This is a genomic window from Micromonospora sp. NPDC049366, assembly GCF_044466625.1.
Lineage (GTDB): Bacteria > Actinomycetota > Actinomycetes > Mycobacteriales > Micromonosporaceae > Micromonospora.
The window spans coordinates 207,036-220,411 of record NZ_JBITMV010000002.1; the positions used below are offsets into that span (position 1 = coordinate 207,036).

The window sequence follows — 13,376 nt, forward strand, 5'->3', positions numbered from 1 at the left end:
TTGGGGTCGGCGGCCATCGCCCGTTTGTCCGCGGGAAGCGGCGGTATCGCCGGCGCTGAACGATTTCCGCGAAGTGTCTCCGCGACCATTCAGGCTCCGGTTACCGGCCTGTGATGTTCCCGACAGGCGACCGGTCTGAACTTTCTTCGCCCCATTGCGTCAAGAGGGGTGTCACCGTCGCTACCGGAGGATTAAGTTGCTCAGCCAGTCGCAGCCCTTGTTGCCGTACCCGGGTGAGGCACCCGTCGGTGCCCACCGGGCCGGGTCATCGGTCATCAAGGAATTGAATTCCTTGCGACTGCCGGTTCTGGGGGGAATCTGGACGGCCGCAATAACGCTCTTCGCGTACGAGCCCGTCGCCGCGTCGATCGCGCGCACGGTCCGTGGCGACCACCACGCCAACCCCGTGGAAGAGCTGCTCGAGCTGGCCATGGCCGGTGTGTTCGGTGACGACGAGCAGCGGCTGCGACTCAACCGGACCCCCGAGCCCGCACGGAAGCTCGGGTGGCGGAAACGGCGTGACGCCTCGACATTTCAGCAGCAGGATCCGCTGCATTCGACGGCCGTTTACACCATCGTCTTGTACAGCCTGATGCGCGTGCAGGAGTTGTTCTGCCGGCGGTTCACCGACCGCGAGCGGGAGGCATATTGCCGCGACGCGACGCATGGCATCGGCGCGGTGCTGGCCCCTCGCGGGCGAGTTCCGCAGACTTACGACGAACTGCGATTCCACTACAGTCTGATCGTCGAACGGCAACTGAGATTCGACCGCCGGTTCACCGAACTGTTCGAGCGGTCCTTCGAGCAGGACCTCGCCGGCGCGCCGATGCGGGAGCTGACCGCTCTGGCCGCGCGGGCGCTCCCGCCGAGGTTCCTGGGCGTTCCCCGACTGGCCGAGATCGCCAGTGGACCGATCCCGACGATGATGGCGGCCGGCCGGTTCGACGATCGCTTCTGACGGCTCCGGCCGAACGAACAGGCACGGCGTGATCGACGCCTCCCCTCCCTCATCCCGGGCTGACCGGCGTCCCGCGTACTCGCGCCTCAGGCGGTCCGGTCGCGTTGCGGCCGGACCGCCTGAGGCGTTCTGCGGTGACCGATTCAGCTCACTGCCGGCTCGACCTCTGTTGTCCGTTCGCACGCTGGTCGACGGCTGCACTACGCGGTCGATCCGCGGCTTTCCGGGGTCCCCGGGTGGCGAGATGTGACCACTGCATGGCGCGGCCGTGACCGCTGCGTGAACGTAACGAGAAGTTCTTCCGCGTCCGCGAGTGTTTGTATTGAATGTGTAGGAGCTTCTTCTGCCGACCGTGTGCCCGACCGTATGCTGCACCGAAGCTGCCGGGGGCCCCTTCAGGGGCGTCCACGGGAGCGACGGATGATGGCAATTGGGGAGGCGGTTCGTTGTTGCTGGAACTCAGCGACTCCGGCCGGGCTTTGTACAGCGACGTTCGTGGCGACGACCAGCCAGACGAGACAGTGCTGGCGAGGGCCCGGATGCGCAGGGTGTACGCGGAGCATTCCGAGGCGCTCTTCCGTTTCCTGCTCCGCCTGAGCTGGGGCGAGCGGGAGCTGGCGGAGGACCTGCTGCAGGAGACGATGTTGCAGGCCTGGCGGCACCTGGACCGCCTGCCCACTTCCCGGGAGTCGACCCGTCGTTGGTTGTTCATCGTCGCCCGCCGGATCGCCATCGATGCGGCCCGCGCCCGCCAGGCGCGCCCGATCGAGGTCGGGTTGCATGATGTCGGGGATCTGCCCTCGAAGGACGACATCACCGAAGCGGTGGTGGCCGCGCAGACGATCCGTCGGGCGATGCCGAAGTTGACCCCGGCCCACCGCGCGGTGCTGATCGAGCTGTACTTCCACGGGCACAGCACCGACGAGGTCGCGCGGCGGCTCGGAATACCGGAGGGAACGGTGAAATCGCGGGCGTACTACGCGTTGCGGGCACTGCGTGCCGCAATCGGCCGGACCACCGTGAATTGACGGGCTGTAACCGACTTTCCCTGCGGCGCTGCTTACTTGACCCGTTGCCGACACGTAGAGTGTCGCTGTTCAGCAATTCGCCCGGACCCGCGCCGTGCACACCGGCCTGGGTCAACGAAGCAGATCAGGCACGCCAATGACGGACGACGGCCTCGAGGTCACGTGTGACAGCTGCGGGCCCTACCTGCTGGGTGAGCTGGGCCCGAACATCGTCGTGGCCTTCGAGGCGCACCTGCTGGACTGCCGCGACTGCCAGCGGGAGTGCGCGGAGATCGGCCCGCTGATCGGCACCATGCTCGGGCTGGGACCTGACGATGTCACCGAGTCACCGGCTGTCACGCGGCCGCCGGCCCGTCGTCGCTACCCGGGCAAGTCGTCGAGGCCCGGCGTGTTCCGACGCCTGGGTCGGTTCTGCCCCGGTCCGGGCAACGCCCCGCAGTCCCGGTGGCTGGGCCATCCGGATTCGTAATCGGGCTCGCCGGTCGGAGCCGGGCTGACCCCCGAGTGCTGTGACAGAACGAAGACATGGCGCTGACGGGCTCCAGACCTACCGCGCCGAACATGGGACGGGTGAACCCTGGACCGTCGACCATCGCCAGGCCGGTGTCCGACCCGCCGGCGCGGCGATCGCTGCCACCCGCCCGCGACGGCGCTCACCCGAGCCTGCCGCTGCTCGGGGCGGCCGTCTGTTACCTGCTCGCCCTGAGCGTGACCTGCGGCGTGTTCCTCTGGACGCGGGCCGGTCAGCGGCTGGACGGTCTCCTGCTGCCCCGCGCCGAGCGGGGCGGCGGGTACGAGCAGCGCACCGCCCTGCTGGGCCCGGCCAGGACCGTGCTGGATGTCTTCGGCGACCCGATGGTGCTGGCGGCCCTGCTCGGCGGGGTGCTGCTGCTGGGCCTGCTCGGCCGGCGGCTGCTGGCGGGGGCGGTCGGCGTCGCCATGGTCCTCGGCGCGGTAGTCGTGGCCGGCGTGGCCAAGTCGGTGCTGATCCGCCCCGACCTGCAGGTGGAGAGCTCCACCACCCACAACAGCTTCCCGAGCGGGCATGTCACGGCCGCGGCCGCGCTGCTGATGGCGTTTCTGCTGGTCGTACCCCGCTGGGCCCGGCCCTGGGTCGCCGTGCCGGGCGCGGTGGGCGTCTCGGTGGTGGCCTCGGCCACGATGCTCACCGGGTGGCACCGCGCCAGTGACGCGGTCGGCGGCGTCCTGCTGGCCGCGACGCTCTGCTGCCTCGCCTCGGCCGCGCTGGCCCGGCGTCGGCGAGCCGATCGGGAGCACGCCACCGATCGCGGCGCGGTGGCGGCCCTCGGCGTCGCGTTGGGGCTGGTCCTGCTGGTCTGGGCGCTTCTGGTGGTCCTACCCGGTCTGGTCGCCTCGGTCGAGCCGGGGCCGCTCACCGCCGTGATGACGGTCACCGGGCTGACGGTGGCGATCGTGGTCTCGGTGCTGCTTCCCCTGCATAGGGCCGACCTCCGGGGCGCCCCGGACCGGCCGTGGCCGGGGAAGGAGGGGAACGGTGAAACCCGCTCATGATGCGATACTTGCCGACATGTCCCGAGTCCTGCTGATCGAAGACCACCAGACCGTGCGCGACGGCCTGCGGTTGGCGCTGACCCGGCAGGGGCACAGTGTGGACGCCGTGGCGACCGGTGAGCAGGGGCTGGAGCGGTTGGACGCCGGCGACGCCGACGTCGTGGTCCTCGACCTCATGCTGCCCGGGATGGACGGGTTCGAGGTCTGCCGCCGGATCCGGTCGCTCGGTGACCTGCCGATCATCATGCTCACCGCCCGGAACGACGACATGGACGTGGTGGCGGGCCTGGAGGCCGGTGCCGACGACTACGTGGTCAAGCCCGTACAGCCTCGGGTGCTCGAGGCGCGCATCCGGGCGGTGCTGCGGCGGGCCGTCGGCGAGTCGCGGCGCGGCGGCGCCGCGCCGGGCGTGGAACGGCACGGCCGCCTCACCATCGACCGGGCCGCCCTGGTGGTCGGCAAGGACGGCGCGCCGGTCAGCCTCGCGCCGACCGAGCTGCGCCTGCTGCTGGAACTCTCCCGGACCCCGGGTCGGGTGCTGAGCCGGCAGCAACTGCTGGAGGCCGTCTGGGAACACGGCTACCTCGGCGACTCGCGACTCGTGGACGCCTGCGTGCAGCGGTTGCGCGCGAAGATCGAGGACGACTCGTCGGCGCCGGTCTACGTGCAGACGGTGCGCGGATTCGGATACCGGTTCGGGCCGCTGTGACGCGCCGGCCCGGTCTGCGGGCGGCCGGGCTCCGGGTCCGGCTGCTTCTCGCCTTCGTGCTGCTCGGGCTCCTGACCACGGCCGCCGTCGCCGGTGGAAGCTACTTCCAGGCGCGTAACGTCATCCTGCAACAGGCACAGGACGCCGCGGTCGTGTCCCTGGTCGACCAGCTCACGGAGGTGTACCCGATCCGCGAGCTCCCGCCCGGCCAGGATGAGCTCGACCGGCTGGCGCAGCTGCTCTCGGACCGCGACGAATCCGCCATCGTCAGGTACCACGACCGCACGTCGGGGAACGGCATGACGCCCGACCCGATCTCCGCGGAACTCCGCCGGGAGGTGCAGAGCGGCGACCGTGTCTTCTGGCAGCGGGTCTCGTTCCACGGGATGCCCGCCCTGGTCATCGGGGTGCAGCTGCGGCTGGAGCAGCCGAACGGCACGTCGATCCCCTCCGGCGTGGAGGTCTACTCCATCCGCAGCCTGTTGGCCGAGCAGCAGAGCATCGACCGGCTCGCCACCTGGGCCTGGCTGACCGGCGGGCTGTCCCTGCTCGTCGCGGCCGTGCTGGCCTCGGTGGCCGCGAGCGGCGTGCTGCGGCCCGTACGCGAGCTGGGCCGAGCCGCGCACCGCCTCGGCGAGGGTGACCTGAGCACCCGGCTGACGGTCCGGGGCTCCGACGAGCTGACCGAGGTGGCGCGCACCTTCAACCACACCGCGGAGCTGCTGGAGCGGCAGGTGGGGGAGCTGCGCCGGATGGAGGCCGACGCCCGCCGCTTCGTGGCAGACGTGTCGCACGAGCTGCGTACGCCGTTGGCGGCGATGACGGCGGTCACCGACGTCCTCGACGAGGAGGCGTACCGGCTGCCCGGCGACGCCGGTCAGGCCGCCCGGCTGGTCAGTCAGGAGACGCAGCGGCTCACCCTGCTGGTCAACGACCTGATCGAGGTGAGCAGGTTCGACTCGGGCACCGCACGGCTGGCACTGGACGACATCGACGTGGCCGCCGCGGTGACCGCGACGCTGCGGGCCCGAGGCTGGGCCGACCGGGTACGGACCGAACTGCCAGCGGGAATCGTGGCGCGACTGGACCCCCGCCGCCTGGATGTCATCGTCGCCAACCTGGTCGGCAACGCCTTCCGGCACGGCGCCCCGCCGGTGTGGCTGCGCCTGAGCGCCGCGTCGGGCTGGATCACCATCGAGGTCGGCGACAGCGGACCGGGGCTGGACCCGGAGGTGCTGCCGCACGTCTTCGACCGGTTCTACAAGGCCGACACCGCGCGGACCCGGTCCGAGGGCAGCGGACTGGGCCTCGCCATCTCGTGGGAGAACGCCCGACTGCACCGGTACGCCGGACGGACGGGTGACCTGGTGGCCGCGAACGGTCCGGACGGTGGGGCGCTGTTCACGCTCCGCCTGCCGTCGGTGACCGCCGACCCCGCTGCCACCGACACCGCGGACCCTGGAGGCGTACCGTGACCGGACCGACGGCGCAACGTGCCCGGCGGGCGGGCGTGTCCCGGCTCGCCGCGCTGCTGGCCGGCTTGATGCTGGTCACCCTCGTCGCCGCCGGCTGCGGGGTGCGGCCCAGCGGGGTCGTCATCGGCCGCCCCGCACCGGCCGGCCCGACCGAGGGCGCCCGGCTGTACCTGGTCCGGCAGGGTGAGCTGACGCCGGTCGTCCGCCTGACCAAGCAGCGCTTCACGCCCGAGCAGGTGGTCGGGCTGCTGCCGGCGGGGCCCACCGAGCGGGAGCGGAGCCAGGGGCTCACCACCGAGGTGCCGCCGGGTCTCGTGCCGACGGGTTCGCCGGTGCCGACACCCGGCGCGGTCGGTGTCACGCTGACCATGACGGGGACGGTGACGACCCTGTCGGCGGTCGCCGCCGACCAGATCATCTGCACGGCGTCCGACGCCACGGGCTTCGCCGACCTCGGGCGGAAGTCGGTCCCGGTCACGATCGCCGGATCCGACGGGTCCCGGGCGCCGCGGGTCTGTCCACTCTGACCCGCGGCACCCTGGCCCGTCCTACCGTGGGTCGCCGTCCGGGCCGTGGCCCACCTTGAGCAGGGAACGATCGGTCAGCGCGCCGCCGATCAGGATGTCGATCAGAGCGGAGAACCCGACCCCGGCCTGCTGCCAGATGCGGGGATACTGCGACGCGGCGGTGAACCCCGGAAAGGTGTTGACCTCGTTGAGGATGGGCTCGCCGTACGTCGAGCCGCCGTCCCGGCGCGCCCCGGCCCCGGGGGACAGCTCCGGCAGGAAGAAGTCGACCCGCAGCAGGCCGCGGCAGCCGAGCGCGTGGAAGGCACGTGCCGCACGATCCTGCAGCAGCGCGGTGGTGGCGGGATCGAGCGGGGCGGGGATCTGGAACACGGCCCCGCCGTCGTACTTCGCGTCGTAGTCGAAGAAGCCGGTGCCGGTCACGCTGATCTCCAGCGGCGGGCCGGCCGCGAGCCGACCGTCCGGGTACTGGAGAACGGCCACGTCAATCTCCCGTCCCCCCACGGCCTGCTCCACCAGCACCTTCGTGTCGAACGTCCGGGCCAGCCGCAGCGCGTCGGGCAGCGCGGCCCAGTCGTCGACCCGGGTGACACCGAGGCTGGAGCCGGCCCGGGCCGGCTTCACGAACACCGGCAGGCCCAGCCGCCGCTGGTCGTCGGCGTGCAGCTCCTCGTCGGCCCGGAGGGTGACACCCGGGGTGACCCGCAGACCGTCCGCGGCGAGCAGCTTCTTCGTGACCTCCTTGTCCATGCCGGCCGCGCCGGCCAGGACCCCGTTTCCGACGTACGGCACGTTGAGCCACTCCAGCAGCGACGCCACGGTGCCGTCCTCGCCGTACGGGCCGTGCAGGGCCGGGAAGACCACGTCCTGTCCGGCCAGCACACGCAGCGCCTCCGCCATCGGCAGCGGCTCCCCGTCGACGTGCCATCCGCCGCCCCGGCCGATGAGCACCTCCGTCACCTCGTACCGATCCCGGTCCACCGCGGCGAGAATGCTCGCCGCCGACTGGCAGGACACCTCGTGCTCGCCGCTCCGCCCGCCGAACAGCACCGCGAGTCGGGTCTTCATGACAGCTCCGTTTCGTCGTGTCGGTATCGGCGGGCCACTCTGGCTCCGATACCGGTCAAGATCTCATTGGGGATGGTCCTCGCCCACCGGGCCCACTGGGCCACGGTCGGCTGCGTGCGGCCGTCGTCCCGCTCGGGACCGAAAACCACGGCCTCATCGCCGATCTCCACGGGAAGGTCCCCGGCGTCGACGACGCACTGGTCCATGGCGATGCGCCCGACGATCGGGCACCGCCGGCCCGCCAGCAGCACCGCGGCGCGACCCTCGGCCGCGCGGGGCAGACCGTCGGCGTAGCCGAGCGGCAGCAGGGCCAGCGTGGTCGGCCCGCGGGTCACGTGCTCGGGCCCGTAGGAGACACCCGTGCCGCCCGGTACCCGCTTCACGTTGACCACGCCCGCCCGCAGGGTCATCGCGGCGCGCAGCCCGTACCGGCCCGGCCCGTTCCCGCCGAACGGGTCCACGCCGTAGAGCGCCAGCCCGATCCGGCACAGGTCGTAGCGGGTCCGGGGGGCGCCGAGCGCGGCGGCCGAGTTGGCCAGGTGCACCAGGTCGGGGTCGAGTCCCGCCGCCCGCGCGAGCGCCAACGCCTCCTCGAAGAGGGTCACCTGCCGCGACAGGCCCGGGCTGTCCGGCACGTCCGCGTCGGCCAGGTGCGACCAGACCGCGCGCACCCGTACCGCCCCCTCCAGCTCGAACTTGCGGGCCCAACCGGTCACCTCGGGCCAGTCCCGCTCGCCGGCGCCGTTGCGGGACAACCCGGTGTCGGCCTTGAGCTGCACCGTCGCCGGCACGCCGAGCGCGCGGGCCGCGTCGGCGACCGCGTGCAGGTGCGCCACCGTCGACACGCCGATGTCCGTCTCGGCCGCGATCAGCGCCGCGAAGTCGTCGTCGGGGCGGTGCAACCAGCTCAGCACCGGTGCGGTGATGCCCGCCGCGCGCAGCGCGAGCGCCTCGGCCGCCGTGGCGACCCCGAGCCAGCCGGCGCCGGCCCGCAGCGCGGCCCGGGCCACCGGCACCGCGCCGTGCCCGAAGCCGTCGGCCTTGACGACCGCCATCAGCCCGGTGTCGGCCGCCGTGCCGATCGTGCGGACGTTCGCCTCGATCGCCGTCAGGTCGACCGCCGCCTCGGCCAACGCGTTCATCGGGCCACCGCCGACCGGTGAGCGGTCGACCGGCCGCGGCCGGGCAGGTCGAACAGCCACGGGGCCCGCCCCGACAGGGCCCGGTGAACGGCCAGGCTCAGCCCCATGACGAGCGCGGTCAGCAGGATCGGGTAGCCGAGGACGACGATCTCCTGGCCGACCCGGTCGAGCCCGGACAGCGGCCCGACGAGCAGCCGGTGCAGCAGGGCCAGGACGGGCATGTGGATGACGTAGACGGGCAGCGTGTTGCGCCCGAGCGCGACGAGTGGGCCGGCGAGGGACCGCCACCGGCACAGCCGGGCCGCCGCGGTGATCCCGAAGGCGACCGCCACCACCGAGACCAGCGGCCACACACCGAGCCAGGTCTGTGCCCCGAGCGCGGCCATCGCGCCCAGGGCGAGGGCGTACGCGCCGCCGGTGAGCACGAGCCGCCGCCCGGTCGCGCCGGCCGCCCACGCCTCGATCCACGGTCGCAGGTACAGGCCGGCGAGGAAGAAGACCAGGTTCTGGTAGAACCCGCCCCGGTTGCCGGGGGTGTCGAGCAGGCCGGCGGCGGTGACGACGGACAGGGCCGCGGCGGGCACGAGCACCAACGCCCGGGGTACCCGGCGCACCGCCTTGGCGACGGTGAAGTACAGCGCCAGGGCGTAGAGGTACCAGAGGTTCGAGGGGGTGATGGTGAGCTGCTCCAGAAGCCCGGCCGCGGAGGTGGCGCGGTCGGTCGGGAAGCCCGGGGCCAGGGCGAGGACCGCCGTGTGGATCAGCAGCCAGACGGCGTACAGGTAGCCGAAGCGGGCGACCCGCTTGCGTGCCACGGCCCGCCAGGGGCGCTGGACGGCGTTGGCCGCGAAGACGCCCGAGATGGTGAAGAAGAGCGGCATCCGCAGCGGCAGGAACTGCTCGCCCAGCGCCCCCCACAGACCCGGCACCGGCATCCCCAGGCGCCAGTCGACCTGCAGGTAGTCCTTGACCACGACGTGCCACGCGACGACCAGCACGATGCAGAAGCCCTTCGCCGCGTCGGCCCACTCCACCCGGCCCGGCCCCCGGTCGGCGGCCGCGCCCGGCACCGCGGCGAGGGGGACGGTGTCGGCCTCCCACACCGCGGGCCGGACGGCGCGCAGTTCTCGTTCTCCGATCACCCGCCCGACGTTGTCATCCGCATATCCGTGCCCGGCGCGCGAATTGTCACGAGCCGGTAATGGAAGGCGGACCGGCCGGGGGCGTCAGCGGGCCAGCGGTGGGGCGTACCGGACGCCGACCACGGCGGGGAGGCCGGGGGAGGTCACGGCGCCCTGCAGCAGCGGGTCGTACTGCCGCTGTCCGGACAGGTGGCGCAGGAAGAACGCCGCCGCGTACGCCTCCGTGACCTGCCGCTGCTGCGACTCGGTGAGGGCCTTCTGGTCGGGCTGCGCGGGCGCGGCCCCGTCGCGGTCCGGCGGGAACTGGGCCTTGCAGTAACCGCGCCGGGTGCCCGGGGTAGCGTCGTCCACTCCGCCGACCTGCCCGCTGTCGGGCGACCACTGGGTGTTGTAGAAGTCGTGGTTGCCGCCGGCGAGCGTGTACTTGTAGATCGGCGCGCGGTTGCGGCCGGCCGTCGACTCGACGTAGCCGCCGGTGTTGACGGCGTCGCAGGTGCCCCACATCACCGCGAACGGGACGGTCGTGACCTCCACCGGGTCGAAGGTGCCGGCGGGGGCGAGCGTGAAGACGGCCTTCACCGTGACGCCGGCCGGCCACTGCTGGTGCCCGTCGGCCACGTGCTGCATGACGCCTCCGCCACCCATCGAGTGCCCGACGGTGCCGACCCGCGTCAGGTCCACGTGTCCCCGGAAGTCGACGTTCCGCGGCCGGTGGGTGCGGGAGTCGACGAACCTGCCGCGCAGCGGCCCGCCGCCGGTGGCCGCCAGCCGCTGCCACATGGCGAGCTGCCTGTTCAGCAGCGCCGCACGCGTCTGGTAGACCGTCGCCCCCTGGCCGAAGGACGTCGCGTTGATGCCGTTGGTGCCGATCGACACCACCACGAAGCCCAGCGACGCCAGCCTCCGGCCGAGGTACTCGTAGCCGAGGTAGCTGGGCAGCTGCGGCGTGCCCGCCGTGCAGGGCCAGCGCGACAGTTCACTGCCCGCCGCGGCGATGATCTCCCACAGCCGGTCCACCTCGGCGGTGTTCCCGGCCTGTTCGGCGGCGGGCAGCGCGGCCTTCGCGGCATCCATCCGGGCCTGCGCCCGGGCGTCGGCGCAGGTGTGCCACTGCCCGTGCTCGATCATGACCAGCGGGTGCGTGCCGCGGCCGAGGTCGGTGGGGAAGTAGACGACGCCGTTGAGTTCGTTGTCCCCGTCGTAGTCGAGCTCCGCTGCCGGGTGGAAGGCGCGGTCGCCCAGGTCGTAGCGGACCGAGTCGACCGGCCGGATCGCCGGCCCGGTCCTGGTGGTGTCGATCGGTGCCGCGGCGCTCGCCGAGGCGGGGCCGAGCATTGCCGGCAGGAGTGCCGTCGCGGTTGTCAGAACGCCGAGAAGCGCCGTTACTGTTCTTCCTCGCATCGGCGCACGATATCGACCAGATGTGAGGAACCTGTCAGATTGTGGTGAGGCCGTCGTGGCCGTTCACGGTCAGCCGGCCCGTCGGCCGGCTGACCGATCACCGCGCCCAGGTCACGACGTGGTGCCGGTGGCGACGACGCCGATGTCGACGGTGGCGGTCTGTCCCACCACGACGGACAGGACCGGCGTCTCCCCGTTGCTGGTGTAGGTGGTCTCGGAGACCTGGGTCACGTCGGAGTCGACGGCGTCGTTGGTGCCGACGTTCGGCGTGGTGAACCGCCAGTTGCTTTTGGAGAGTTGGACCCGGCCGACGTACGCCTTCGCCGGGACGTCGAAGCGGTAGGTGCCGTCGTGGGAGTTGGAGAAGCCGTACTGGTCGTCGTCGTCGACGCTCCAGAAGCCCAACCCCACGCCGGTGACCAGCGGCTCGCCCGACTCCCGGATGCCGTCGGCGTCGAGATCGTTCCAGATGACGCCGCGGAGCGTGCCCTTGCCGACGATCTGGAACTGCTTCCTGCCCGTGTTGTTGCCGACCCTGCGCTCGAACGTCGTGGTGGAGACCGCGGCGACGGCGTCGACCGGCGTGCCGACCGGTGCGCCGTACAGGCTTCCGGTGAGGTTGACGGCGGGCGCCGACGCGCCGGGCGCCAGGTCCTCCACCAGGTCACAGGTGACGGTCGGGGTGGCGAAGTCGCAGTCCCACGCGTTCGTCGTGGCGATCTGCGAGATCTGGAAGGGCGCGGGCAGCGTGAACACCAGCCGGACCCCGGCCGCCGCCCTGGTGCCGACGTTGCGCGCCACCGCGTCCACCGAGGTCCAGCCGTCGCTGGGCAGGATGAAACGCTCACTGCTCACGTCGACGGTCACGTCCGCGATCCACGGCGGGGGCAGCTCGGACCCGACCGATGACGGGGCCGGTGGTGCGGCGATCGCCGGGACCGCCGACAGTAGGACCGCGCCGAGGCCGGCCACCGCGGCGATGGCTCTCCGTACGTACATTGATGATCTCCCGCGTCGATGGACCTCCACCCTAGGTGGCCCCGCCACCCCGCGCCGCCCGGTTTCCGGGCGCTCGCGCGCAGACCGGTCCCGGAGCCGTGAGGCGACCGACGCGGCGATGGGGTCAGGACGCTGCGGCGGGCCTCTTCGTCGGGTCGGCCGCAGTGGAGTCCGGCACGGGACGCCGGGTCAGAACCTGGGGGCCGGAGGCCGTGACGGCGACCGTGTGTTCGGAGTGGGCGGTGCGGGACCCGTCGGCGGAGCGGATCGTCCACCCGTCCTGGTCGAACCTGATCTTGTCGGTGGAGCGGCAGAACCAGGGCTCGATGGCGATGGTGAGGCCGGGGTCGAGCCGGATGCCGCGGCGGGCCCGGCCGTTGTTGGGGACGTGCGGGGCCTCGTGCATGGTGCGGCCGATGCCGTGGCCGCCGAACTCGGAGTTGACGCCGTAGCCGTAGTCGCGGGCGACCTCACCGATCGCGGCGGAGACGTCACCGAGCCGGCCACCGGGCTGGGCGGCGTTGATGCCGGCCTCCAGCGCGACCTCGGTGGCCTCGATCAGCCTCAGGTCGTCCGGGTCGGGGGTGCCGACGACGACGGAGACCGCGGAGTCGGCGACCCAGCCGTCGATGCCGACCGCCATGTCGATGCTGACCAGGTCGCCGTCGCGCAGGACGTAGTCGTGCGGCAGGCCGTGCAGGACCGCGTCGTTGACCGACAGGCACAGCACGTTGCGGAACGGGCCGCGGCCGAACGAGGGGGCGTAGTCCCAGTAGCAGGATTCGGCGCCGCGTTCGGAGATCCGGCGGCGGGCGTGGTGTTCGAGGTCCATCAGGTTGACGCCGACGGCGGCGACACCGCTCAGTTCGGCGAGCAACTCGCCGACGAACTGGCCGGTCACCGCCATCCGGTTGATCTCCTCGGCGGACTTGAGCTCGATCACGACAGCCTCCCTCTCCGTGGCGGTATTTTTATACCACGCCAGGTCGGGGCCGCTCCGGGGGTATCCTGCTGCCATGGTTCGCCAACCACTCACCGCCGAACAGATCGCCGCGGGCCAACGTCTCGGAGCCGCCCTGCGGGTCGCGCGGGCCGATCGCAGCCTCGTCGAGGTGGCCCTGGCGGCCGGCATCTCGCCCGAGACGCTGCGCAAGATCGAGGCGGGCCGGCTTCCCGCGCCGGCGTTCGGCACCGTGGTCGGCCTCAGTCGGGCCCTCGACGTCCCCCTCAGCGACCTGGCCGACGTCTGGCTGACCGATATGGCCGTCCGCCAGGCGTCCTGACGATCGGACACCCCGCAGCCGGTCCTGCCGCCCAGGTCGACGACGACCTGGGCGGCAGGACCGGCGGAGGCCGAGGAGAGCGTGGGCGCTGAATACCAGATCCCCCGCGCA

14 protein-coding genes are annotated in these 13,376 nt (G+C 72.2%); 8 read left to right on the forward strand and 6 right to left on the reverse strand.

Going from position 1 to position 13,376, the window contains the following annotated elements:
- The first annotated feature begins 196 nt into the window (after nucleotides 1–196).
- The 7 genes from ACIBTV_RS04520 to ACIBTV_RS04550 all read left to right on the forward strand — a co-directional run bounded on the left by ACIBTV_RS04520 (nucleotide 197) and on the right by ACIBTV_RS04550 (nucleotide 6,230).
- Entirely contained in the window at nucleotides 197–958 is a 762-nt protein-coding gene (locus tag ACIBTV_RS04520) for an oxygenase MpaB family protein (protein WP_396702325.1), read from the forward strand.
- Nucleotides 959–1,404: 446 nt separating this feature from the next.
- Complete coding sequence (locus ACIBTV_RS04525) at nucleotides 1,405–1,986, forward strand: sigma-70 family RNA polymerase sigma factor (protein WP_396702327.1); 582 nt, start codon at nucleotides 1,405–1,407, stop codon at nucleotides 1,984–1,986.
- A gap of 136 nt (nucleotides 1,987–2,122) precedes the next feature.
- The gene (locus tag ACIBTV_RS04530; protein WP_396702329.1) at nucleotides 2,123–2,455 is read left to right on the forward strand and encodes a hypothetical protein; all 333 of its coding nucleotides are present in this window, start codon (nucleotides 2,123–2,125) and stop codon (nucleotides 2,453–2,455) included.
- Nucleotides 2,456–2,556: 101 nt separating this feature from the next.
- Nucleotides 2,557–3,519 (forward strand): phosphatase PAP2 family protein, encoded by a 963-nt coding sequence (locus ACIBTV_RS04535; RefSeq protein WP_396702331.1) that lies wholly within the window; start codon nucleotides 2,557–2,559, stop codon nucleotides 3,517–3,519.
- Nucleotides 3,520–3,535: 16 nt separating this feature from the next.
- Nucleotides 3,536–4,228: a response regulator gene (locus ACIBTV_RS04540; RefSeq protein WP_396702333.1), complete on the forward strand. Its 693-nt coding sequence runs from the start codon at nucleotides 3,536–3,538 to the stop codon at nucleotides 4,226–4,228.
- Nucleotides 4,225–5,703, forward strand: a complete 1,479-nt coding sequence (locus tag ACIBTV_RS04545; protein WP_396702335.1) for an ATP-binding protein — start codon at nucleotides 4,225–4,227, stop codon at nucleotides 5,701–5,703. The genes ACIBTV_RS04540 and ACIBTV_RS04545 overlap by 4 nt, the downstream gene beginning before the upstream one ends.
- Entirely contained in the window at nucleotides 5,700–6,230 is a 531-nt protein-coding gene (locus ACIBTV_RS04550) for a hypothetical protein (protein ID WP_396702337.1), read from the forward strand. Before ACIBTV_RS04545 ends, ACIBTV_RS04550 begins: the two co-directional genes overlap by 4 nt.
- Before the next feature lie 21 nt (nucleotides 6,231–6,251).
- Here ACIBTV_RS04550 and ACIBTV_RS04555 read toward each other — a convergent pair whose 3' ends face one another.
- From ACIBTV_RS04555 to map, 6 genes are all read right to left on the reverse strand, one after another.
- Nucleotides 6,252–7,298, reverse strand: coding sequence for a D-alanine--D-alanine ligase family protein (locus tag ACIBTV_RS04555; protein WP_396702339.1), 1,047 nt, complete (start codon nucleotides 7,296–7,298; stop codon nucleotides 6,252–6,254).
- Entirely contained in the window at nucleotides 7,295–8,440 is a 1,146-nt protein-coding gene (gene alr, locus ACIBTV_RS04560) for an alanine racemase (protein WP_396702341.1), read from the reverse strand. The genes ACIBTV_RS04555 and alr overlap by 4 nt, the downstream gene beginning before the upstream one ends.
- The gene (locus ACIBTV_RS04565; protein WP_396702343.1) at nucleotides 8,437–9,582 is read right to left on the reverse strand and encodes an acyltransferase family protein; all 1,146 of its coding nucleotides are present in this window, start codon (nucleotides 9,580–9,582) and stop codon (nucleotides 8,437–8,439) included. Before ACIBTV_RS04565 ends, alr begins: the two co-directional genes overlap by 4 nt.
- Nucleotides 9,583–9,666: 84 nt before the next feature.
- Nucleotides 9,667–10,983, reverse strand: a complete 1,317-nt coding sequence (locus tag ACIBTV_RS04570; protein ID WP_396702345.1) for a hypothetical protein — start codon at nucleotides 10,981–10,983, stop codon at nucleotides 9,667–9,669.
- Nucleotides 10,984–11,094: 111 nt separating this feature from the next.
- The gene (locus ACIBTV_RS04575) at nucleotides 11,095–11,982 is read right to left on the reverse strand and encodes an SdrD B-like domain-containing protein (protein WP_396702347.1); all 888 of its coding nucleotides are present in this window, start codon (nucleotides 11,980–11,982) and stop codon (nucleotides 11,095–11,097) included.
- Between the two features lie 124 nt (nucleotides 11,983–12,106).
- Complete coding sequence (gene map / locus ACIBTV_RS04580) at nucleotides 12,107–12,925, reverse strand: type I methionyl aminopeptidase (RefSeq protein ID WP_396702349.1); 819 nt, start codon at nucleotides 12,923–12,925, stop codon at nucleotides 12,107–12,109.
- Between the two features lie 73 nt (nucleotides 12,926–12,998).
- Between map and ACIBTV_RS04585 the strand changes: the two genes are divergently transcribed.
- Nucleotides 12,999–13,265: a helix-turn-helix domain-containing protein gene (locus ACIBTV_RS04585; RefSeq protein ID WP_091588259.1), complete on the forward strand. Its 267-nt coding sequence runs from the start codon at nucleotides 12,999–13,001 to the stop codon at nucleotides 13,263–13,265.
- Nucleotides 13,266–13,376 lie beyond the last annotated feature (111 nt).